Here is a 22,171-nt window from a genome sequence, read left to right as displayed (position 1 = left end):
CTACCCGGCGGTCCAGGTGCCCGACGAGGGCCCGATAGAGCCGTCGATGGTGTTGTCGCGGACCGGGACGACTGGATCGATCTTCGGCATGTCCGGCAGCGGGTGCTCCAACATCTCCCGCAGGTGCACGTCTTCGATCCCCGCTATGCCGAGGACGGCCACTCGCCGGAGGCCGGTGCCGGGCCGCGCGGCCAGGTCGCGGTACGTCGAGCTGAACCAGCGGAGGAATCGGAGTTGGCCCTTCGCTCGCACGGCAGCGTCGAGGCCAGCGATCTCCGGTGTTGCCGCGAGCCGCGCGAGGAACTCGGTCACGCCGATCCCGCTCTCTTGGATCAGGGCGAGGGCGGCGGCCTCGACCGGGTAGGTCGACTCCGTGCGGGCCACCTTCACCCGCTGCCGCTTGTAAGCGATGTCCAGCCGCCCGTCGGCGGCCAGCGCCACGAAGGTGACCAGGGCGGCTCGCTCCGCGCCGCCGACCAGCCAGGCGACCTCGTACGTCGATAGCTTGTCCATGTACTCAGAGTGAGCTTCGATAGGGTCAGCAATCCGATGGAACCGGATCTAGGGGTCGGGGGTGTTAGTGGGCATGGAGACGGAGGGGCTGCGGGAGTTCTACCGCGCGCACCAGCCACGGCTGGTCGGGGTGATCTCGCTGCTGACCGGGTCGCGGGCCGAGGCGGAAGACATCGTCCAAGAGGCGTTCGTCCGGCTGGTGCCCCGGTGGCAGAAGGTCTCGCGGTACGACTCACCGGAGGCCTGGGTGCGCCTGGTCGCCGTGCGGCTCGCCGCGAATCGGCACCGTGACGGCAACCGGTTCACGCAACTGTTCCACCGGCTGCCGGCGGAACACGTCCCGGACCCCGCCGACAGGTACGCCGGTGATCTCGAGCAGGCTCTCGCCGGCCTGCCGATGCCGACCCGGCAGGTCGTCGTCCTCCATTACGTCTGTGACCTGAGCGTGGCTCAGGTGGCGGACACGCTCGGGATCGCGGAAGGCACGGTCAAGTCGCGCCTGTCCCGCGCCCGGGACGCCCTGTCCGATTCATTGCTGTTGAGGAGTGACGACCATGCCTGATCTGCAAGAGGACCTGCAGGCCCTGGCGGACCGCAAGGCCGCCGAGTCCGCCGGTGACTTCGACTCCGTCCTGACCGCGGCCCGTTCCCGCAAGCGCCGGATGACCGCCGGCCTGACCGTGCTCGGCGCGGCCGTCGTGGTCGGCGCCGTCGCAATCGTCCCGACGCTGCGGCCGGCGCACAACACGCCGGTGGCCGACAGCCCGGTCCCGACGAACATGGTCGCCCCGCCCGAGGTGTCCGTGCAGCCGAACCCGGAGCCCGCCGTGAAGGCCGGTCCGCTGACGCTGACCTCGGCGAAGGCGCTCGTCGCCGGTGGCCAGGTCGTCGCCTCGTTCCCGGACAAGCAGGTCCGCAACGTGACCTTCACCCTCGCGTCGACGGCCAAGCCGAACGTGCCGCTGTACACCCTGGTCGCCAAGGTGCCGGGCGACGCCACCACGCCGTACTCGATGAAGGTGAACCCGGGTGAGTCGGGGATCGCGATCCCGCAATACACCAGCGCCGGGCCGTACACGCTGGCCATGCCGAAGGGTCTCGCCGCCGGTTCTTACCAGGTGTGCACCCTCTCGGGCGCCAAGCTCTGTGGTCTGGTGACCGTCAAGTAGTCCCCGTCTGCGAGAATGGGGCTCGTGACCAAGCCCCTGATCCCCAATGTTCTCGCCGCGCGCTACGCCAGTCTGTCGATGGCGGAGCTGTGGTCACCGGAGCACAAGATCGTGCTCGAGCGGAAGCTCTGGGTGGCGGTGCTGAAGGCCCAGAAGGAGCTCGGGGTCGAGGTTCCGGACGGGGTCGTCGAGGACTACGAGCGGGTGATCGACCAGGTCGACCTGGCGTCGATCGCGGCCCGGGAGCGGGTCACGCGGCATGACGTGAAGGCGCGGATCGAGGAGTTCAGCGCGCTCGCCGGGCACGAACACATCCACAAGGGGATGACGAGTCGTGACCTGACCGAGAACGTCGAGCAACTCCAGATCCGCGCCGGTCTCGAGCTGGTCCGGGACCGCGCGGTGGCAACTGCCGTGCAGCTCGGTCAGAAGGCGGCCGAGCACGCGGCGCTGGTGCTGACCGGTCGCTCCCACAACGTCGCCGCGCAGGCGACCACGCTGGGCAAGCGGTTCGCGTCGGCCGCGGACGAGCTGCTGGTCGCGATCGCGCGGATCGAGGAGCTCATCGAGCGGTATCCGCTGCGCGGCATCAAGGGTCCGGTGGGTACGTCGCAGGACATGCTCGACCTGTTCGGCGGTGATGAGACCAAGCTCGCCACGCTCGAAAGCACGATCGCGCAGCACCTGGGCTTCAGCCACACGCTCACGAGCGTCGGCCAGGTGTACCCGCGGTCGCTCGACTACGAGGTCGTCTCCGCGCTGGTGCAGCTGGCCGCCGGGCCGTCGAGCCTGGCGACGACGATCCGGCTGATGGCCGGGCACGAGCTGGTCACCGAAGGCTTCAAGGAGGGCCAGGTCGGTTCCTCCGCGATGCCGCACAAGATGAACACCCGGTCCTGCGAGCGGGTCAACGGCCTCGCGGTCATCCTCCGCGGCTACGCGTCGATGGCCGGCGAGCTGGCCGGCAACCAGTGGAACGAGGGCGACGTCTTCTGTTCCGTCGTACGGCGGGTTGCGCTGCCCGACGCATTCTTCGCGCTGGACGGGCTGTTCGAGACGTTCCTGACCGTCCTCGACGAGTTCGGGGTGTATCCGGCGGTCGTGTCGCGCGAGCTCGAGCGGTACCTGCCGTTCCTGACCTCGACCAAGGTGCTGATGGCCGCCGTGAAGAACGGCGTCGGCCGGGAGACCGCGCACGAGGTGATCAAGGAGCACGCCGTCGCGACTGCGCTCGATCTGCGCAAGGGATTGGCAGCCAACGACCTGTTCCACCGGCTCGGCGCGGACGGCCGGCTCGGGCTGACCGAGGAGCAGATCGTCGGCATCGTCGGCGAGCCGCTGACGTTTACCGGCGCAGCCGTCGCCCAGGTCGGAGCCGTCGTCGGGAAGATCGACGATCTCGCGAAGCGCTACCCGGAGGCGGCCGCCTACACGCCGGGTGACATCCTCTAACCCGTGTTCGCACCGCTCACCTGGTTCCTGGTCGCGCTGTCGCTCGCCGCGGCACTGTTCGCCGTCGTACTCGCGGCGCGCGACAAGCGGATCAACTGGACATTGCTCGGCATGCTCGGGGTGATCGAGGTCGCGCTGCTGGCACAGTTGGTCGTCGGCATCGTGCAGCTGAGCGGGACGACGCGGGATGTCTCCGGGCCGTTCTTCATCGGGTACCTGATCGGCTCGCTGATCATCTTGCCGATCGGAGCCTTGTGGGCGCTGGCGGAGAGCAGCCGCTGGGGCGCCGGCGCGTTGGCGATTGCCTGCGTCGTGATCCCGATCCTCGAGCTCCGGCTGTACGACGTCTGGACGGCCTGACATGACCGATCCCGCAGCGACCAAGCACGGCCCGGGCCGGATCCTGATCGCGGTGTACGGCGTGTTCGCGCTGGCCGCGACCGCGCGTGCCGGCGTACAGATCGCGACGAAGTTCACCGATGCGCCGATCGCCTACCTGCTGTCGGCCGTTGCCGCGATCATCTACTGCGCGGCCACGTTCGCGTTGGCCAAGGCAACCAAGGTGTCCCGCAAGGTCGCCACGACCGCGATCGTGATCGAGCTGATCGGCGTACTCGCGATCGGCGCGTTCAGCTACGCCGCACCTGATGACTTCCCCGATGCGACTGTGTGGTCGCACTTCGGGCAGGGCTATGGTTTCGTGCCGGTGGTGCTGCCGGTTCTCGGATTGCTCTGGCTGCGTCGCACTCGGTAACTGCCAGGGAACTGCCAGCCACACGCAGGGAGTGGCACAGGTTGACCGGACAGCATCGGTGTCATGCAGATTCCAGGTCATCCTCGGGTCGAGATCGTCGTACCCGTCAAGAACGAGGAAAACGACCTCGGACCGAATATCAGACGGTTGCGGGAGTTCCTCGACACCGCTTTCCCGTTCCCGGCCGAGGTCTGCATCGCGGACAACGGAAGTACGGACGCGACATATGACATAGGCATGCTGCTCGCGAGCGAGCTGCCCGGGGTCCGGATCGTCCGGCTCGAGCAGTCCGGCCGCGGCCGCGCGCTGAAGCAGGTCTGGTCCGCGAGCAACGCAGAGGTGCTCGCGTACATGGACGTCGACCTGTCCACCAATCTGAACGCCCTGCTCCCGCTGGTGGCGCCGCTGCTGGCCGGGCACAGTGATGTTGCCATCGGCACCCGGTTGGCGAAGAGCTCGCGGGTGGTCCGGCGGCCGAAGCGCGAGTTCATCTCCCGCTCGTACAACCTGTTGCTGCGGGCAACGTTGAGCGCGCACTTCTCGGACGCGCAGTGCGGTTTCAAGGCGATTCGCGCCGACGTGGCCCACGAGCTGCTGCCGCTGGTGCAGGACACCAGCTGGTTCTTCGACACCGAGCTGCTGGTGCTGGCGGAGAAGGCCGGGCTGCGGATCCACGAAGTACCGGTGGATTGGGTCGACGACCTCGACTCCCGGGTCGCGATCGCGAAGACTGTCGGCGAGGATCTGCGGGGGATCGCTCGACTGATGCGCAGTCGCGTCGACCTCGAGCCGGTCCGGCAGAAGTACGGCCGGCCGCGGATCCTCGATCCTCGCACGGCGATGGCGGCCCGGGTACTGCGTTTCTGTGCGGTCGGGGTGCTGAGTACGGCGGCTTACGCGCTGCTCTACCTCGTGCTGCGCCAGGGCATGCCGGCCCAGGTGGCGAACCTGCTGTCTCTGCTGATCACAGCTGTCGGCAACACCACGCTGAACCGCCGGATCACCTTCGGCGTACGCGGCGTGGAGGGACGGTGGCGGCATCAGCTGCGCGGCCTGGTTGCCTTCGGCATCGGCTGGAGCTTGACCGCGGCGTCGCTCTGGCTGTTGCACACGGCAATCACTGCGCCGCACCAAGCGGTGGAGATCACCGTGCTGACCATCGCGAACCTGGCCGCGACCGTGGTCCGGTTCAGCCTCTTCCAGACGTGGGTGTTCGACGACGACGCGCCTACTTTGCCCGCCTTCGAACCCCCAGCGGTTCTCGACCACACCCGGAGCAACTGAGATGACCACGCTGACTGATCCCGTCGAGGCCACCCGGCCTCGCTCGATCACAACGCAGTACACGCTGAGTCGGGACAAGGTCCTGTACGGCGGTCTGCTCGTGCTGACCGCGATCGCGTACCTGTGGGGGCTGTCCAAGAACGGATACGCCAACGAGTACTACGCGGCCGCCGTACAGGCCGGGTCGAAGAGCTGGAAGGCCTGGTTCTTCGGGTCGTTCGACTCGTCGAGCTTCATCACCGTGGACAAGACCCCGGGCTCGCTGTGGGTGATGGGGTTGTCCGCGCGGATCTTCGGCTTCAACAGCTGGAGCATGCTGGTGCCGCAGGCGCTGATGGGCGTCGCGAGCGTCGGATTCGTGTACGTCGCGGTGCGGCGCTGGTTCTCCGCGAACGCCGGTCTGCTGGCCGGTGCGATCCTCGCGCTGACTCCGGTCGCGGTGCTGATGTTCCGGTTCAACAACCCGGACGCGCTGCTGATCCTGCTGCTGTGCGCCGGTGCGTGGGCGGTGATGCGGGCGATCGACTCGGTCAAGCACTCCGCGCGGTGGATGATCCTGGCCGGTGCGCTGGTCGGGTTCGGGTTCCTGACGAAGATGCTGCAGGCGTTCCTGATCCTGCCGGCGTTCGGGATTGCTTATCTGGTGGCCGGGAAGCCTGCGCTGGGGAAGCGGCTGCTGCATCTGGTGCTGGTGACGGTCTCGCTGATCGTGAGCGCTGGTTGGTGGGTCGCGATCGTCGAGCTGCTGCCGGCGTCGGCTCGGCCGTACGTCGGTGGGTCGTCCAACAACAGCATTCTCGAGTTGACCCTTGGGTACAACGGCCTCGGTCGGTTGAGCGGCAACGAATCCGGATCGGTCGGCGGCGGTGTCGGGAACCCCGGGTGGGGTGGGGCGACCGGGCTGCAGCGGCTGTTCGGTGGCGAGTTCGGGTCACAGATCTCTTGGTTGATGCCGGCCGCGTTGCTCGCGACCGTCGTACTGATCGTTGCTGCGGGCAAGGCTCCGCGGACGGACAAGAGGCGGGCCTTTGCGCTGCTGTGGGGTGGGTGGCTCGTAGCCACCGGGTTGGTGTTCAGCTACATGCAGGGCATCATCCACCCGTACTACATGATCGCGCTGGCGCCCGCGTTCGGCGCGGTGATCGGTGGTGCGATGTCGATCCTCTGGAAGCGACGGACGGAGTGGTTGCCTCGGGCAACTCTTGCTGGTGGTGCGCTGTTGACGGCGGGTTGGAGCTTCGCGTTGCTGAACGGGACTCCTACCTGGCACCCGTGGTTGCGGTGGGTTGTGCTGATCACAGGTGTGCTGGCGGCCGGGCTCATCATGCTGCTGCCTGAGCTTCGGTTGCATCGGGCGGCGGCTCGGCGGGCTGGGGTGGCTGCGGCGGCGATTCTCGCCTTCAGCGCGTTGGCCGGGCCTACGGCGTACTCGCTGTCGACGATCAGCTCGGCGCATACCGGGGCGATCCCGACGGCTGGGCCCGGTGGGATGGGCGGAATGGGCGGTATGGGTGGCGGGCGTGGTGGCGGTGGGTTCCCGGGTGGCGGAGGAATGGGTACGCCGCCTGGTCAGACCGGCACTGGGACTGGGACTGGCACGGGGACCGGCACTGGTACGGGGACCGGTACTACGGGGCAGCCGGGGACCGGAACCGGGACTGGTACGGGGACCGGGACTACCGGGCAGCCTGGGACCGGTACGACTACCGGAGGTGGAATGGCTGGTGGTGGTGTTGGCGGGTTCCTTGGTGGTGGCGGGATCAGTGGAGTGTCCAGTGAGCTGGTGACGCTGTTGCAGCAGGGTGCGAAGGGGTACACCTGGGCCGCCGCGGCGGTGACCGCGAACGGTGCCGCGCCGCTGCAGATCGCGTCCGGTGAGCCGATCATGGCGATCGGCGGGTTCAACGGGACCGACCCGGCGCCGTCGCTGGCCGAGTTCAAGCAGCTGGTTGCTCAGGGCAAGGTCCACTACTTCATCGGGAGCGGTGGCGGCGGGATGATGGGCGGCCGCGACGGCACCTCGAGCGAGATCGCCACCTGGGTCAGCGAGAACTTCACCGCCCAGACCGTTGGCAGCACCACCGTGTACGACCTCTCCACCGGAACAGGAGCATGAACATGACCCACCAAGAAGCCCAATGGCAGGCAGCCCAGGCAGCCCAGGCAGCCCAGCCCACCGGCTCCCCGCACCCCGGCTCCACACCGGCACCCGGTGCTTCACAACACGCAGACGCTGCCGCGCAAGCCGGTGTTGCGTTGCACATGGGCGCTGCAGCCCAAGCCGGTGGTACGCCGCAGGCGGGTGCTGCGCACCAGGCGGGCTCCGGCGCGCAAGCCGGTGGTACGCCGCAGGCGGGTGCTGCGCACCTGGCGGGCTCCGGCGCGCAAGCTGGCGTTGCGCCGCAGGCGGGTTCCGCGTTGCACGGTGGTGCTGCAGCGCAAGCCGGTGGTACGCCGCAGGCGGGTGCTGCGCACCTGGCGGGCTCCGGCGCGCAAGCTGGCGTTGCGCCGCAGGCGGGTTCCGCGCTGGACGGTGGTGCTGCAGCGCAAGCTGGTGGTACGCCGCAGGCGGGTGCTACGTACCAGGCGGGCTCTGCTGCGGAAGGTGCTGCGTCGCAGGCGCTGGGTGGCCCCTCGCCGCATGCCGGCTCTGCCGCGCAGGCCGGCGCCGCGCCGTACGCGGGTTCTGCGCCGCAGGTGGGGTATGGGCAGCAGGGTGGTGCGGTGGCGGCTTCTTCCTCGGGGCAGTCCGGGTTGGCGGGTGGGAAGCGGCCTAGCAACGTGGTGCTTGCTGGGGCTGGGTCTGTGCTTGCGGTGCTTGCGTTCCTTGGCGGGATGGCGGTTGGGCATTCGTGGGACGGGACCAGTAACCAGCAGGGCCAGGTCGGTGGGCCTGGTGGTGGTGGCTTCGGACGTGGGTTCCAGGGCAACAGGCAAGGGACTGGGCAAGGCACCGGGCAGGGAACTGGGCAAGGGACAGGGCAGGGGCAAGGGACGGTGCCTGGGCAGGGAACGCTGCCGAGTCAGGGAACCCAGCAGGGCCAGGGAACCCAGCAGCAGCCGGGGACGACACAGAACGGGTGACGCAGAACGGGTGACGCAGAACGGGTGACGCAGAACGGGTGACGCAGAACGGGTGACGCGGGACTGGTGACGCGGGACGGGGTTGCGCGGGACGGGGTGACGTGGGACTGGTGACGCAGAACGGGTGACGTAGGGCGGGTGAAGTTGGGTTTAAGTAGGCGGCCCGGCGGGTCAATGAGCGGACACTCGGCCCGCCGGGCGCTGTTTCTGGACGGTCGTCAAGTCATGAGACGACACGCGGAATGGTTCACCGGCGCACGGGGTGGGGTAGGGATGGGGGCGTGGAATGGTCGAACGTCACCTGGTTCCTGACCGCGCTCGGTGCGGTCGTCGTACTGATCACGCGCGTCCGTCTCGGCGGCACGGTGGTGGACGGCACCGGTCACGGCGCGGGCCGGCACGGGTTTTCCGCTGCCCTGCTGCGGTTGCACACCGTCGTCGGCGTCATCACGTTGCTCGGCTGGGTCGTTGCCCTGGTCACCGGTCGGCAGGGGATCGCCGTGGTGATGCTGGCCGGGTGGTGGTTGCTCACGGTCATCGGATTGTTGCTTCTGGCCCGTTGGTTGCCGGGTGGAGGCAAGCATTCCCAGGACACGCAGAGTGATGCGTGGGGTTCCGGTGCGGGCCTTTCCGTCCTCGGCCACGTCGGCATGCTGATCGGCGTCTGCTACTTCACCTTCGTCACGTTCACCGAGCGCCTTTGAGGCCGGCGATCAGCGCCACGACAGAGCGTCGTACGGCGGCCTCGAACGCTTCTGGTGAGAGCGTTGCGCCCGCACCCGCGACCCGGTCGTACATCAGCCCGTCCATCATCGCGGCCACCGGCCACGCCGCCGCTTCCGGCTCCGGTACGCCGAGCCCGTCGAGCAACTGCGCAAGCATCGCCCGCAACTCCCGCCCACCCTCGTTGATCGCCGTCCGCAGTTCGGGCTGACGACTCGCCTCCAGCGACAACTCGTACCGCGCGACCAGGTCGTCCGGCCGATTGCGCGCCATCCCGACCGTCATCCCCACCATCAGCTCGACCGGATCCGCGCCGGCCGGTGGCATCGCGCTGACGTCCCGGGTGAGCATCCGGCTCACGCACGCCGTGAGCAGGGCGTTGCGCGTCCGTAGGTAGTACGACGTCGATCCCGGCGGCAGACCTGCCTCGGCGTCGACCGCGCGGTGCGTCAGCCCACGCAGCCCGCGGGTCGCGACCAGATGGATCGCGGCATCAGCGATGGCGTCCTGGCGATCCGCACCCCGCGGAACCTGCTTCGTCACGCCCGTCAGTCTCGCACTTCCCAATCAAACTCTACAGATGTAGAGTCACGTTCATGAGTACGGCGATCGTGGTGGGGGCGGGTATCGGCGGGGTTACGGCTGCTGTCGCGCTGCAACAGTGCGGCTGGCAGGTCACGGTGCTGGAGCGTGCACCGGAGTTGGGTGAGGTAGGGGCCGGCATCTCGGTCTGGCCGTCGGCGGTCGCCGTGCTCGAGGAGCTCGGGGTGAAGGGCGTCGAGAAGGCATCGGTGCAGTCCAAGCCGGCCGGCATGCGGAAGGCCGACGGCCGGTGGGTGGTCACTGCGGCCGAGCTCGGCGTCGAGCTACCGGTGATGATCCACCGCGCGCAGTTGCACGAGCTGATCACGGCCGAGCTCGGTCCGGCCGTCACAGTCCGGACCGGGTACGACGTACGGTCCGTCACGCAGGACTCGGACGGCGTCACGGTCAACGGCGAGCTCCACGCCGACCTCGTGGTCGCCGCGGACGGGATCCGAAGCGTGATTCGGGGCGCGCTGTACCCGCAGTACAAGGGCCCGCGGTACTCCGGCGTCTCGGCGTACCGGGGGATTGCGGATGTGGATATCGACGACGGTGGCGGAGAGACTTGGGGCCGGGGGCAACTGTTCGGGTTCGCGCGACTGATCGACGGGCGCATCTACTGGTACGGAACGGCGAACCAGCCGGCCGGCCAGACGAGCGAGCCGACCGTGTTCAAGAGTTGGCACGACCCGATCCCGAGGCTGATCGCGAGCAGCGAGAAGGTGCTGCAGAACGATATCCACGACCTGACCCTGCCGCTGGTCCCGTTCGTCCAGGGCCGGATCGTCCTGCTCGGCGACGCCGCCCACGCGATGACGCCGAACCTGGGCCGCGGCGCTTGCTCCGCGATCGAGGACGCCGGTGCCTTGGCGCGACACCTCCAAGCCGGCGAGCTCACCCAGGCGCTGACGGCGTACGACGCTGAACGGCGACCCGCGACGACCAAGCTGATCAAGCGCTCCCGGAGTGTCGGCCGGCTCGGACAGGTCGAGAATCCGCTGGTGTGCTCGCTCCGCGACGGGCTGTTCGGCCTAGGGGGCAAGCTGATGGCACTGCGCGCCCGCAAGTAGGCTCGCGGCGTGATCACAACGCCGCAGGCGCCGGAGATCCCCGGCGCGAAGCACATCCACTCCGGCAAGGTCCGGGACCTGTACGAGCTGGAGTCCGGCGATCTGCTGATGGTGGCGAGCGACCGGATGAGCGCGTTCGACTGGATCCTGGAGTCGCTGATCCCCGACAAGGGGAAGGTGCTCACCGCGATGAGCCTGTGGTGGTTCGAGCAGCTGGACATGCCGAACCACATCATCTCCACCGACGTGCCGGCCGAGGTCGCGGGCCGCGCTGTGGTCTGCGAGAAGCTGGCGATCTACCCGGTCGAGTGCGTCGCCCGCGGGTACCTGAGCGGCACCGGCCTGCTCGATTACAACGCCACCGGCGCGGTCTGCGGCATCCCGCTGCCGGACGGTCTGGTCGAGGGCTCGCGGCTCGACGTCCCGATCTTCACCCCGGCGACCAAGGCCGAGCTCGGCGAACACGACGAGAACGTCTCGTACGACGCGGTGGTGGCGACCGTCGGCGCGGACACGGCCTCGACCCTGCGCGACACCACGCTGGACATCTACACGTGGGCGCGGGCGATCGCCGAGGACCGCGGGATCATCCTGGCCGACACGAAGTTCGAGTTCGGCGCCCGCGCGGACGGGACACTCGTGCTCGCGGACGAGGTGCTCACGCCGGACTCGAGCCGCTTCTGGCCGGCCGACCAGTGGTCGCCGGGCAAGCAGCAGCCGTCGTACGACAAGCAGATCGTCCGCGACTGGCTGCAGTTCGAGTCGGGCTGGGACCGGACGTCCGGCGAGGCCCCGCCGCCGTTGTCCGACGAGGTGGTCGAGCGCACCAGGTCGGCGTACATCAACGCCTACGAGCAGCTCACCGGTCGCACATTCAAGGCCTAGAACGAGCTCACGCCGAGAGCGAGCAGGATGAAGCGGGCGCCTCGGCCGGCGAGGACGGACAGCGCGAACACGACGGTCTTCATCCGCGAGGCGCCGCCGATCAGCGCCACGCCGTACAGGGGCGGGACGCCGACGAACGCGCTCAGCAGCGTGACCGGGATACCCCAGCGGCTGTCGCTCATCGCGTCCAGCAGGCGTTTGGTGAGGTCGCGGTTCCACTGGACGAAGCGGCCCCAGCGGGTGTCCAGGTTGACCGGCTTCGGCTCCTTGGTCTTGCGCGCCGCGTAGCCGGGGCGGTACCGGACGGCGAGGAACATCGCGACCTTGCCGATGGTCTGCCCGACCGAGATGCCGGCCGCGGCGACGACCGGGTTCAGGGCATGCGTAGCCGCGACGGCGAGGACGTACGCCTCCGCGTTCATCACCGGTATGACGGCGGAGCCGATGCCGAAGCCCACCGCGAGTACCAGTTGCCATACCCACATGACTCCGAGGCTATGCGCCATTGCGGCCATTCCCACGGAACTCAGGCCCACCTTCGGGGGTAGACCAGGGTCCACCCCCTCATCGCGGTTGCCCCGGGGCGGCGAGCCAGCGGCCGGACAGGATCATGACGAGTCGGTACGACGAGACCACCTTGACCGCCAGCGCCGCGATCGCGACGGCGTACGGCAGCCACTGCTGGCCGGTGTGACCGGCCACGACCAGCGAGATCACGACCGCGCCGGTGTTCAGCGCCTTGGCGGGCTTGGACCAGTTCCAGAGGTAGATCGGCCGGTCGACCTTGTAGAAGTAGTTCGGGCTGAGCATCCACGGCCAGAGCAGGAACGAGAACGTCAGCATGGTGTCCAGTACGCCGAACTGCGCCAGGTAGATCGCCAGCGGACCGATCGTCGCCGGGTACGTCGCCATGAACGCGGCGGCGAGCAGGAACGAGCATGCCCGGTCGCAGACGATGTCGAACACGGCGCCCGACAGCGACTCCTCGCCCCGCTTGCGAGCCACCCAGCCGTCGAGACTGTCGCCGAACCAGTACGAGAAGTACCCGAGCACCAGCCAGGTCAGATCGCCGGTCCGGAACGCGAATGTGGCGACCGTCATCGCGATCAAGGTCCGGACCAGGGTGATGCGGTTCGGCAAGCCCAGCAGCAGCGCAGGCCGGACCGCCAAGGGGGTCGAACTCATGCGGCCCTCAGATTCTCGGGATCCAGTGCGTCCCGGAGTTGGTTGCGAAGGAGATAGCCGGCGGCCGCGCCGCCGAGATGACCGAGCAGCCAGCCCCCGGCCGTCAAGGCCGCCGCGATCAGCAGCGTGCCTGGCTCGAATGGGTCGACCGCACCGCCGACCACCCGACCGAGGCCGATCAGGGTGCCCAGCAGCAGGCCGGTCGCGAGGGCCGGCGCGGCGACCGCGGTCAGCTGGCGGCGGATCACCCGGCGCAGAAACGCCAGGTCCACGCCCAGTGCGGTCAGGCTGGCGAACTGGCGACGCTGGTCGACCAACTGGTCGGCGACACCGACGATCAGCGCGGCGATCGCGGTCAGCGCGACCAGGACGAGCCCGGCGATCGTCAGCCCGAATCCGGTGTTGTAGAACGCGGGACTGCCACCTGCCTGCGCGTCGGCCTGGACGCTGGCGATCCCGTTGGCCATGGTGCCGACGAGGAAGCCGCAGCAGCCCAGCAACATGCAGATGCGGGACGACGGGCGCGAGTCGGTCACCAGCCGGAGTCCGGTCAGCATGTACGCCGGATCGCTCGACCGCTGCAGCCGCCGCCCGACGGCGCGGATCCACACCGCCGAGGTGCTGAGGAAGAACAGTGCGATCCCGGCGAGCGCGATCGTGGACGCCACGTAGCCCAGGTACCGCGAGGTCAGCAGACCGATCACGATCAGCACCGGCCCAGCGATGATGCCCGTACGACGCTGCGCCGCCGACTCCGCTGCGGCCGGCACTGGACCGTCGCGGTGGAGCAGACTGCCCATCACCGCACCGGCGGCCGTCATGGCGATCACCACTGGGATCCACAGCGCCACGTCCAGCACCTCCGCACCCGGCAGGATGCGAGCCATCCGGGGGAGTGCGCCGAAGAGCAGGCTGAGCAGCAGGTACGCCGGTCCGGCGAGCAGACCGCCCACCAGGCCCGCGATCGACGCATCGGTCACCGTCAGCTGGCGCAGCTGCTTCCTCGATGCGCCTGCCAGTCGCAGCGCGTCCAGTCGCCGTTCGCGTGCCGCCGTACCCAAGCGCAAGGCCTGGACCGCGAGCCCTCCGGTCAGTACGGCAAGGATGATGAGGATCGCGATCAGACCGGACCGGAGACCGCTCTCGGCGACGTAGTTGCTGTAGACGCCCTCACTCAGCTCGCCCTTACCCAGCCGTGCGATCCGCAGCGCGCCGAGCAGCAGGGCGCCGCTGAGCGCGAGGGCCCCGGTGGCCAGCTGGACCCGGCTGCGATCCGCCAGGGTCCGCGAGCGGGACAGCTGGACCAGCGTCTCGAGTGTCATCAGAGCGACACCTCATGCTGGATCAGGCCGTCGCGCAGCCTGATCTCCCTGTCTGCCGAGGATGCGACGACGTTGTCGTGCGTCACCATCAGCAGTGCGGCGCCGCGGTATCGGGCAGCCTGCAGCAGTACGTCGAGGAGCTCCTGCCCGGCGCGACTGTCCAGACTGCCGGTCGGCTCGTCAGCGAGTACGACGGACGGTCCGGTGACCAGTGCCCGCGCCAGCGCAGCACGCTGCGACTGACCGCCCGATAGCTCGGCCGGCACCGCATCGGCGTCGTCGGCGATCCCCACCTGTTCCAGCCAGTGGCGTGCGGCCACGTGGGCTTCGCCACGTTCGTGACCGTCCAGGAGGAGTGGCAGCGCGACGTTGTCGATCAGCGGCAGGTCCGGCACCAGCTGCCCGAACTGCAGCACGATGCCGACCTTCGTACGCCGAAGTGCCGCTCGCCGCTCCTCCGGCAGAGCGGAGAGGTCCTCACCGTCCACACGGACCGTGCCAGCATCCGGAGTGAGGATGCCGGCGGCACAGTGCAGCAGTGTGGACTTGCCGCATCCGCTGGCCCCGGTCACCGCGACCACCTCGCCTGGCTTCAGCTGGAGACTGACGCCTCGGAGCGCAGTGTTCCGCCGGTACGAGTACTCGACGCCCTGCAGCTCCAGCACAGGTTGTCCAGTCATCTGTGAGCCCCCCTTTGCTCTGAGATGCGCTCCAAGGCGCTGTCCAACCAGCGCAGATCGGCGTCAAGGTGGGCCACGATGTACTCGCGGACCAGTGGTGAGGTCGGGTCGTCGTCGGCGGGAGTCTCACGCAGTTCGCGGATCCGCCGCAGGTGGCTGGCGCGCTGACGGGCGAGAAAGCCGGCAGCGTCCCCTCCGGTGCGGATGGCTGCCACGAGCTTCCGCAGTACCTCGTCGGCACTGCCCCAGGCCGGTGGGACCGGATCGTTGAGCCAGTCGGCCAGGTGGTCGCGGCCCTTGCTTGTGAGCGCGTACACGGTCCGGTCCGGGCCTCCGCCGGATGTCTTGTCGACCACCTCGACCAGTCCGTCGCGCTCCAGTCGCCCCAGCGTCGTGTACACCTGGCCAAAGGCCAGAGGGCGGCTGTCGGGGAACCACGCGTCATGGCCGCGCTTCACGTCGTACCCGTGTGCCGGGCCGGAGGACAGGAGCCCGAGCACGAGCTCTGCGGTGGCCATATCGGTGACTATACACCGCGTGTATGTACTGAGTGAATAGTCCAGGATGCGGCATTCTGGACCGTGCTCGGTAGGATTCAGGCGTCACCCCGCAACGAACCTGGAGTAGTCAGTGGCTCGCGTTGTCGTCGACGTCATGCTCAAGCCCGAGATTCTCGACCCGCAGGGCAAGGCGGTGCACGGCGCGTTCGGCCGGCTCGGCTTCGACGGCGTGGCCGACGTCCGGCAGGGAAAGCGCTTCGAGATCACCCTGGACGGTGAGGCGACCGAGGAGCGGGTCGCCGAGATCCGGAAGGCCGCGGACACCCTGCTGGCCAACCCGGTGATCGAGGACTACACGCTGCACGTGGAGAACGGGCAGTGAAGATCGGGGTCGTCACCTTCCCCGGCTCGCTGGACGACGTCGACGCCCGTCGCGCGGCCGCGGTGGCCGGTGCCGAGGCAGTCGCGCTCTGGCACGGTGACGCCGACCTGCACGGCGTGGACGCGGTCGTCCTGCCCGGCGGCTTCTCGTACGGCGACTACCTGCGCGCCGGTGCGATCTCCCGGTTCGCCCCGGTGATGGAGACCATCATCAAGAAGGCCGGCGAGGGCATGCCGGTGCTGGGGATCTGCAACGGCTTCCAGGTGCTGTGCGAGTCACACCTGCTGCCGGGCGCACTGATCAAGAACCACCACCGCAAGTTCATCTGCAAGGACCAGCCGCTGCGGATCGAGAACAACCGCACCGCCTGGACCAGCGACTACGACGCCAACCACGAGATCACCATCGTGCTGAAGAACCAGGACGGTTCGTACGTCGCCGACGAGGCGACGCTGGACCGCCTGGAGGGTGAGGGCCGGGTGGTCGCCCGCTACCTGGACGAGAACCCGAACGGCTCGTACCGCGACATCGCCGGTGTCGCCAACGAGCGCGGCAACGTGGTCGGCCTGATGCCGCACCCGGAGCACTGCGTCGAGACTCTCACCGGACCGACCACGGACGGCCTTGGCTTCTTCACCTCGGTGCTGAAGGCCGTCGTCGCCTCCTGATGAAGCTGTTCCGGCGCTGGCGGTCCGGTCGGGCCTTGGTCCGTGCCGCCGCAGTGGCGGCCGCCACAGCAGCCGTCATCACGCCGGCGGCCGCCGCACACGCCGCGCCGACCGGTGCAGCTGACCTGATGGCCAAGGTTGTTGTTATTGGCGTGCCTGGGCTGACCTGGGACGACGTGAAGGCGTCGCCGGAGCTGACTGCTCTGGTGAACAAGTCACACGTCGGGTCGATCTCGGTGAAGACGGCCGGGCCGCACACCTGTCCGATCGACGGCTGGCTGACGATCAGCGCCGGTACGCGGGCCTGGGGCAACGTCCCGGACCAGCCGTGCGGCGAACTGCCGGCGGTAACCGACGGCAAGATCACCGGCTGGCAGACGTACGTCGACCGCCAGGCCGAGCATCACACCGGCGCACCCATCGGCCGCCTCGGCGTCAGCCGTGACCGCGTCTGCGGCTTCGGACCCGGCGCGGCAATCGCAGTAGCGAAGACGGACGGCACGGTCGCCAACTGGAGCCCGGAGTTCGACGACTCCAAGCTCGCCAGTACTGCGTGCGGCGACGCGATCGTCGACGCCGGAGCGATGCCGCTCCGCGAAGGACGCGACGGAGCACGCAAGCATGTAGCCGACCTGGTCGCGCAGGCCAGAGCAGCAGGTGGCTGGGTCCTGCTCGTCGGCGTCGGCCAGGAGACGGCCGACGCGCATCAGCAGACGCTGGTGGCGATGCAGCTCCCTCCGGACAACGGGCCGCGCTGGCTGACCAGCGACTCGACCCGTCGCGCCGGCATGATCCAGCTGACCGACATCACGGCCACCGTCCTGCGTGGTGAGGCCAAGTCGGTCGACCCGGCCGGGTCCGAGAAGGCAGGACCGCTCGACGGCGCGGAGATCCACTTCACCGGTGCCCTGCACACGGATGCGGCGGCGGTGATCGAGGACAGGCTGGATGCCAACCAGCGGTTCGAGCAGCCTCGGCCGGTGCTGTTCGCGGTCGCGTTGACGATCGTCGGCGCCGAGGTGCTCGCACTGGTGTGGTTCCTGATCAGGCGGAGCCCGGCGTCCCGTCGTACCGCGGTGTTCGCGCTGCTCGTGCAGGGCGGGTTCTACATCGCCGTCTTCCTCGCGCAGGCGACGGTGTGGTGGCGGTGGCCGTCGCCCGGGTTCTCCTTGTACGCCGTGACGATCGGCATGAGCGTGCTCTCCGCAGCGGTCGCGCAGGTGTTCCTGAAGCGGTACGCGTACCTCGGGCTCGCGATGGCGGCGTACCTGCTCCTGTTGGTCGACGGAGTGCTCGGTACGCCGATGCAGGTCGGCAGCATGTTCGCTGACGGGCCTGTGATCGGCGGGCGGTTCTATGGCTTCGGCAACTCGACCTTCGCCACGCTGGCGGTCGGTGCGCTGGTCACTGCCGGGTGGGCCGCGCAGAAGCTGCTCGACAAGAGCAGAGTGCAGGCCGCACTCGCAGTACTGGCCATCGGCGGTGCTGCGATCGTTGTGGACGGCAAGCCGGGCTGGGGTACTGACTTCGGCGGCATCATCGCGCTGACCCCGGCGGTGCTGCTGATGGCCTGGCTGACCTGGAAGGGCACGATCTCGCTGCGCGCACTGATCGGCGTCGGCGTTGCCGGCGTACTGGCGGTGTCTGTGGTCGCCTTCCTCGACTACCTGCGTCCGCCCGAGCAGCGCAGCCACTTCGGTACGTTCGTCGCGCGGCTGCTCGACGGTGACGTCAGCGACGTATTGATCCGCAAGCTCCAGATGGCGGTCCAGTTCTTCAGCGGACCTGCCGGCTGGGGGATGCTCGTCGGCGTCATCCTCTGCATGCTGGCCACGGTGCTGCCGGACCGCGTGCCCTCGGAGTCCTTCCGCGAGTTCTACGGCAGCCTGCCGATGGTCCGGCCCACGCTGCTGGCCATGTCGACCTGCGGTCTGGTCGGCATGCTGTTGAACGACGCCGGGGTCGCACTGCCCGCGATCATGATCGGCTTCGCCCTCCCACTGCTGATGGCTCATCTCATGGCCTCCCGGCAGCCCGCTACCGTTTCACCTGAGTCCCACCTAGTGCAGGAGTCCTAAACGTGTCCACCGACACCGTCAGCAACGCCACCAACACGCCTGAGGTCGAGCAGCCGTGGGCTGAGCTCGGGCTGAAGCCGGACGAGTACCAGCGGATCCGGGACATCCTGGACCGCCGGCCCACCAGCTGTGAGCTGGCGATGTACTCGGTGATGTGGAGTGAGCACTGCTCGTACAAATCGTCCAAGGTGCACCTCAAGCGGTTCGGCGAGATCCCGCAGGAGACGCCGACCGGGAAGATGCTGGCCGGTATCGGTGAGAACGCCGGCGTGATCGACATCGGTGAGGGCTACGCCGTCACGTTCAAGGTCGAGTCGCACAACCACCCGTCGTACGTCGAGCCGTACCAGGGCGCGGCGACCGGCGTCGGCGGCATCGTCCGCGACATCATCGCGATGGGCGCCCGCCCGGTCGCGGTGATGGACCCGCTGCGCTTCGGCCCGCTGGACGCCCCGGACACCAAGCGGGTGCTGCCGGGCATCGTGTCCGGCGTCGGCGGCTACGGGAACAGCCTCGGCCTGCCGAACATCGGCGGCGAGGTCGTCTTCGACCCGACGTACCTGGGCAACCCGTTGGTGAACGCGCTCTGCATCGGTGTCATGCGGCACGAGGACCTGCACCTGGCCAACGCGACCGGCGTCGGCAACCAGATGATCCTGTACGGCGCCAAGACCGGCGGCGACGGCATCGGCGGTGTGTCGGTGCTGGCGTCGGAGACCTTCGCCGAGGGCGGCCCGACCAAGCGGCCGGCGGTCCAGGTCGGCGACCCGTTCATGGAGAAGCTGCTGATCGAGTGCACGCTCGAGCTCTTCGCCGCGAATGTGGTCGAGGGCATCCAGGACCTCGGCGGCGGTGGCCTGTCGTGTGCGACCTCGGAGCTCGCCAGCGCGGGTGACGGCGGCATGCGGGTATCGCTGGACAAGGTGCCGCTGCGGGACGCCTCGCTGTCGCCCGAGGAGATCCTGATGAGCGAGTCGCAGGAACGCATGATGGCCTGCGTCACCCCGGACAACGTCGAGGCGTTCCTCAAGATCTGCGCGAAGTGGGACGTCCAGGCGGATGTGATCGGCGAGGTGACCGACACCGGGCGGCTGGAGATCGACTGGCACGGCGAGCGCGTCGTCGACGTACTGCCGGAGACGGTCGCACATGAGGGCCCGGTCTACAACCGCCCGTACGCGCGGCCGGACTGGCAGGACGCGCTGCAGGCCGACGGCGCGGAGAAGTTGCCTCGGGCAAGCAGCGGCGCGGAGCTGCGGGACACCCTGCTGCGGTTGGTCGCGTCGCCGAACCTCTGCGACAAGTCGTGGGTGACGGACCAGTACGACCGGTACGTGCTCGGCAACTCGGTGCTCTCGCAGCCCGAGGACAGCGGGATGATCCGCGTCGACGAGACCAGCGGCCTGGGCGTCGCGGTCTCGACCGACTGCAACGGACGGTTCGCCAAGCTCGACCCGTACACGGGTGCGAAGCTGGCACTCGCCGAGTCCTACCGGAACGTGGCCACCACGGGTGCGCGTCCGGCAGCGGTGACGGACTGCCTGAACTTCGGTTCGCCGGAGGACTCGGGCGTGATGTGGCAGTTCACCGAGGCGATCCGCGGTCTGGTCGACGGCTGCATCGAGCTGGGCATCCCGGTCACCGGCGGCAACGTGTCGTTCTACAACCAGACCGGCGAGACCCCGATCCTGCCGACTCCGGTGATCGGTGTGCTCGGCGTGATCGACGACGTCACCCGCCGTACGCCGATCGGGTTCACGGCCGAGATGGAGGGCCACCAGCTGTACCTGCTCGGTGAGACCGAGGAGGAGCTGTCCGGGTCCGAGTGGGCCAACGTCATCCACGGTCACCTCGGCGGGCGTCCGCCGGCGGTCGACCTCGAGGCCGAGAAGCAGCTGGCCGACATCCTGATCAACGCGTCGCGGGACGGGCTGATCGACGCGGCGCACGACGTCAGCGACGGCGGTGTCGCCCAGACGCTGGTCGAGTCCGTGCTGCGCGGCGGCGTCGGTGCGCGGGTGTGGGCGCCGGACGGGCTCGACCCGTTCCTGTTCCTGTTCGCGGAATCGGCCGGCCGCGCGGTCGTCGCCGTACCGCGGACCGAGGAGGTCCGGTTCACCGACATGTGCACCGCCCGCCGCTTCCCCCACGCGAAGATCGGCGTCATCACCGGCGACACCCTCGACGTCCAGGACCAGTTCGAAGTCCCGCTGACCGAGCTCCGCACGGCGTGGACAGCCACGCTGCCGTCGGTCCTGGGGTAGCCACCCGTCTGGCACACTCGGTGGGGACGAGTGAGGTGAGGGATGGCGGAGCGGCGGCCGGTCAAGCCGGGGGAGTTGATGGGGCTGGCGGCTGCGGCCGGCCAGGAGGCTCGGGCTGCCGCGGCTCGGCGGCGGATGGCTCAGATCCGGTTGACGGACGAGGAGCGCCGGGTCGCCACCGATGAGTTGGCGGAGCAGTTCGCGATCGGGCGGTTGGATGAGCTGGAGCTGCATCGGCGGGTCGATCTGCTGAACGATGCCGTGACGCATGGCGACCTGCAGCCGATCTTTGCCGGGTTACCGACTCCCTCGCTGTACAAGCCGCCGGAGCGGAAGCCGGGGAAGTGGCGGTGGGCTGGTTTCGCTGCGGCCGCTTGGCTGGCTGTGCCGTTCGTGCTGACCGGGCTGCTGTTCATGGTGTTCGGACGCGAGATCGCTGCGGCGATCTTCGCACTGCCGGCGCTGGCGTGGACGTTCTACGCGTACCGGTGGGCGTCACGACCGGCCCGGGAGGAACGCCACCGATCAGGCTCCTAGCGTCGACTCCCGTGTGACCAGCTGGGCAGGGAGTTCGAGTACGCCGTGGTGTGGCGTGCCCGCGATCGCCTCGAGGAGCAGGGAGGCGGCGCGGCGCCCCAGGTCGTCGAGGCGGAGGTCGACGGTGGTGAGTGGCGGCCTGCTGGCCAGGGCCATCACCGGCCAGTTGTCGTAGCCGGTTACGGCGATCTCGTCTGGGACTGAGCGGCCCAGCTCGCGGAGGCGGTCGCAGACGCCGCGGGCGATCTGGTCGCTGCCACAGGTGATTGCGTCCGGGCGCTGGCGTAGTACCAGGTCTGTGGCTTGACGGCCCCAGCGTTCGGACCACTCGCCGAACAGCGGCTCGGTGCAGAGAGCCGCGGCGACGGCTTCGGCGCGTTCGGCTGCGGAGCGGTGGTGGGCCGGGCCGGTGATGTGGGCGATCCGGGTGCGACCCAGACCTTGCAGGTGGGTGATCGTGGCGGCGGCGCCGGCCGCGTCGTCGACTATGACCGAGGCGTCTGTCGGATTGGTCGAGGCAGCGAGCGCGTAGACGACTGGCAGCGATACGTCGATCGGCGCGCGTGGCTCGGTCCGCCGACCGGTCACGACGATGCCGTCGACGCCGCGTGCGACCAGTGTGCGCAGGTAGCTCTGTTCGCGGAGCGGGTCGTCGCGGGTGTCGCAGAGGACGGTCGCCAGCTCGCCTGCGCTGAGTACGTCCTCCACGCCGCGCATGATCGGGATGCTGAACCGGCCCGAGCTGTCTGTGGTCAGGAGAGCGACCGTGTACGTCCGGCCGGACGAGAGCGCGCGGCCCCGGGCGTCCGGCGTGAACCCGAGCTGGGCGGCGGCCCGTCGTACTCGGGCTCGTGTCTCCTGGCTGAGCTGGCCGGTGTTGTTCAGCGCCTTCGAGGCGGTCCCGGCGGACACGCCGGCGAGCGCGGCTACGTCGGTGATCCGCACCCCTGGCCTATTCATAGCGTTTCCTTCCATTCTGCTGCGGAAGCCTAGCAGGATTGTCTTGGAACCCTGCTGACCTGCGCTTTGATCTTGA

The 22,171-nt window shown here is 68.8% G+C and carries 24 protein-coding genes; 16 read left to right on the top strand and 8 right to left on the bottom strand.

Annotated features, from left to right (window positions below):
* Entirely contained in the window at window positions 1–513 is a 513-nt protein-coding gene (locus ACQPYH_RS42270) for a TIGR04222 domain-containing membrane protein (RefSeq protein ID WP_432883677.1), read from the bottom strand.
* Between the two features lie 73 nt (window positions 514–586).
* Here ACQPYH_RS42270 and ACQPYH_RS42265 point away from each other — a divergent pair, with 73 nt between their 5' ends.
* From ACQPYH_RS42265 to ACQPYH_RS42225, 9 genes are all read left to right on the top strand, one after another.
* Window positions 587–1,075 (top strand): SigE family RNA polymerase sigma factor, encoded by a 489-nt coding sequence (locus ACQPYH_RS42265; RefSeq protein ID WP_130442519.1) that lies wholly within the window; start codon window positions 587–589, stop codon window positions 1,073–1,075.
* Entirely contained in the window at window positions 1,068–1,682 is a 615-nt protein-coding gene (locus ACQPYH_RS42260) for a hypothetical protein (RefSeq protein WP_432883674.1), read from the top strand. The genes ACQPYH_RS42265 and ACQPYH_RS42260 overlap by 8 nt, the downstream gene beginning before the upstream one ends.
* Window positions 1,683–1,760: 78 nt before the next feature.
* On the top strand, window positions 1,761–3,134 hold the full coding sequence (gene purB, locus ACQPYH_RS42255) for an adenylosuccinate lyase (RefSeq protein ID WP_432894644.1): 1,374 nt from the start codon (window positions 1,761–1,763) through the stop codon (window positions 3,132–3,134).
* 3 nt (window positions 3,135–3,137) lie between these two features.
* Window positions 3,138–3,494, top strand: coding sequence for a hypothetical protein (locus ACQPYH_RS42250; protein WP_432883672.1), 357 nt, complete (start codon window positions 3,138–3,140; stop codon window positions 3,492–3,494).
* 1 nt (window position 3,495) lies between these two features.
* A complete protein-coding gene (locus tag ACQPYH_RS42245) occupies window positions 3,496–3,888 on the top strand; it encodes a hypothetical protein (protein WP_130442511.1) in 393 nt (130 codons plus the stop codon).
* 63 nt (window positions 3,889–3,951) lie between these two features.
* Entirely contained in the window at window positions 3,952–5,172 is a 1,221-nt protein-coding gene (locus ACQPYH_RS42240) for a glycosyltransferase (protein WP_432883670.1), read from the top strand.
* A 1-nt stretch (window position 5,173) separates the two neighbouring features.
* Complete coding sequence (locus ACQPYH_RS42235) at window positions 5,174–7,288, top strand: glycosyltransferase family 39 protein (RefSeq protein WP_432883668.1); 2,115 nt, start codon at window positions 5,174–5,176, stop codon at window positions 7,286–7,288.
* Between the two features lie 2 nt (window positions 7,289–7,290).
* Window positions 7,291–8,256 (top strand): hypothetical protein, encoded by a 966-nt coding sequence (locus ACQPYH_RS42230; RefSeq protein WP_432883665.1) that lies wholly within the window; start codon window positions 7,291–7,293, stop codon window positions 8,254–8,256.
* A gap of 281 nt (window positions 8,257–8,537) precedes the next feature.
* Window positions 8,538–8,960: a hypothetical protein gene (locus ACQPYH_RS42225; RefSeq protein ID WP_432883662.1), complete on the top strand. Its 423-nt coding sequence runs from the start codon at window positions 8,538–8,540 to the stop codon at window positions 8,958–8,960.
* Here the strand turns inward: ACQPYH_RS42225 and ACQPYH_RS42220 are convergent.
* On the bottom strand, window positions 8,944–9,522 hold the full coding sequence (locus tag ACQPYH_RS42220) for a TetR/AcrR family transcriptional regulator (protein WP_432883660.1): 579 nt from the start codon (window positions 9,520–9,522) through the stop codon (window positions 8,944–8,946). The two genes, ACQPYH_RS42225 and ACQPYH_RS42220, sit on opposite strands and share 17 nt — an antisense overlap.
* Before the next feature lie 53 nt (window positions 9,523–9,575).
* On the opposite strand from ACQPYH_RS42220, the gene ACQPYH_RS42215 reads away from it, so the two are divergent.
* Together ACQPYH_RS42215 and ACQPYH_RS42210 are read left to right on the top strand one after the other, a co-directional pair.
* The gene (locus ACQPYH_RS42215; protein WP_432883657.1) at window positions 9,576–10,634 is read left to right on the top strand and encodes an FAD-dependent monooxygenase; all 1,059 of its coding nucleotides are present in this window, start codon (window positions 9,576–9,578) and stop codon (window positions 10,632–10,634) included.
* Window positions 10,635–10,643: 9 nt separating this feature from the next.
* A complete protein-coding gene (locus ACQPYH_RS42210; protein ID WP_432883655.1) occupies window positions 10,644–11,519 on the top strand; it encodes a phosphoribosylaminoimidazolesuccinocarboxamide synthase in 876 nt (291 codons plus the stop codon).
* Here the strand turns inward: ACQPYH_RS42210 and ACQPYH_RS42205 are convergent.
* The 5 genes from ACQPYH_RS42205 to ACQPYH_RS42185 form a co-directional block, all read right to left on the bottom strand.
* The gene (locus tag ACQPYH_RS42205) at window positions 11,516–12,004 is read right to left on the bottom strand and encodes a hypothetical protein (protein ID WP_432883652.1); all 489 of its coding nucleotides are present in this window, start codon (window positions 12,002–12,004) and stop codon (window positions 11,516–11,518) included. The genes ACQPYH_RS42210 and ACQPYH_RS42205 overlap by 4 nt on opposite strands.
* Window positions 12,005–12,083: 79 nt before the next feature.
* The gene (locus tag ACQPYH_RS42200) at window positions 12,084–12,704 is read right to left on the bottom strand and encodes a CDP-alcohol phosphatidyltransferase family protein (protein WP_432883650.1); all 621 of its coding nucleotides are present in this window, start codon (window positions 12,702–12,704) and stop codon (window positions 12,084–12,086) included.
* Window positions 12,701–14,026 (bottom strand): FtsX-like permease family protein, encoded by a 1,326-nt coding sequence (locus ACQPYH_RS42195; RefSeq protein WP_432883648.1) that lies wholly within the window; start codon window positions 14,024–14,026, stop codon window positions 12,701–12,703. The genes ACQPYH_RS42200 and ACQPYH_RS42195 overlap by 4 nt, the downstream gene beginning before the upstream one ends.
* Window positions 14,026–14,706: an ABC transporter ATP-binding protein gene (locus ACQPYH_RS42190; RefSeq protein ID WP_432883645.1), complete on the bottom strand. Its 681-nt coding sequence runs from the start codon at window positions 14,704–14,706 to the stop codon at window positions 14,026–14,028. The genes ACQPYH_RS42195 and ACQPYH_RS42190 overlap by 1 nt, the downstream gene beginning before the upstream one ends.
* On the bottom strand, window positions 14,703–15,224 hold the full coding sequence (locus tag ACQPYH_RS42185; RefSeq protein ID WP_432883642.1) for a helix-turn-helix transcriptional regulator: 522 nt from the start codon (window positions 15,222–15,224) through the stop codon (window positions 14,703–14,705). The genes ACQPYH_RS42190 and ACQPYH_RS42185 overlap by 4 nt, the downstream gene beginning before the upstream one ends.
* A gap of 112 nt (window positions 15,225–15,336) precedes the next feature.
* Here ACQPYH_RS42185 and purS point away from each other — a divergent pair, with 112 nt between their 5' ends.
* Genes purS through ACQPYH_RS42160 form a run of 5 tightly spaced genes read left to right on the top strand, consistent with a single transcriptional unit; the run spans window position 15,337 to window position 21,135 of the window.
* Complete coding sequence (gene purS, locus ACQPYH_RS42180) at window positions 15,337–15,588, top strand: phosphoribosylformylglycinamidine synthase subunit PurS (RefSeq protein WP_130387955.1); 252 nt, start codon at window positions 15,337–15,339, stop codon at window positions 15,586–15,588.
* Window positions 15,585–16,256, top strand: a complete 672-nt coding sequence (purQ, locus tag ACQPYH_RS42175; RefSeq protein WP_432883640.1) for a phosphoribosylformylglycinamidine synthase subunit PurQ — start codon at window positions 15,585–15,587, stop codon at window positions 16,254–16,256. Before purS ends, purQ begins: the two co-directional genes overlap by 4 nt.
* Window positions 16,256–18,334: a hypothetical protein gene (locus ACQPYH_RS42170; protein WP_432883637.1), complete on the top strand. Its 2,079-nt coding sequence runs from the start codon at window positions 16,256–16,258 to the stop codon at window positions 18,332–18,334. The genes purQ and ACQPYH_RS42170 overlap by 1 nt, the downstream gene beginning before the upstream one ends.
* Before the next feature lie 2 nt (window positions 18,335–18,336).
* Entirely contained in the window at window positions 18,337–20,598 is a 2,262-nt protein-coding gene (gene purL, locus ACQPYH_RS42165) for a phosphoribosylformylglycinamidine synthase subunit PurL (RefSeq protein ID WP_432883635.1), read from the top strand.
* A gap of 42 nt (window positions 20,599–20,640) precedes the next feature.
* The gene (locus tag ACQPYH_RS42160; RefSeq protein WP_432883632.1) at window positions 20,641–21,135 is read left to right on the top strand and encodes a DUF1707 SHOCT-like domain-containing protein; all 495 of its coding nucleotides are present in this window, start codon (window positions 20,641–20,643) and stop codon (window positions 21,133–21,135) included.
* Here ACQPYH_RS42160 and ACQPYH_RS42155 read toward each other — a convergent pair.
* Window positions 21,124–22,095: a LacI family DNA-binding transcriptional regulator gene (locus ACQPYH_RS42155; protein WP_432883629.1), complete on the bottom strand. Its 972-nt coding sequence runs from the start codon at window positions 22,093–22,095 to the stop codon at window positions 21,124–21,126. The genes ACQPYH_RS42160 and ACQPYH_RS42155 overlap by 12 nt on opposite strands.
* Window positions 22,096–22,171: the final 76 nt, after the last annotated feature.

Origin of the sequence: Kribbella sp. CA-245084 (assembly GCF_050942355.1) — a bacterium.
Taxonomy (GTDB): Bacteria; Actinomycetota; Actinomycetes; order Propionibacteriales; family Kribbellaceae; genus Kribbella.
This window is presented reverse-complemented; position numbering and strand designations above follow the sequence as displayed.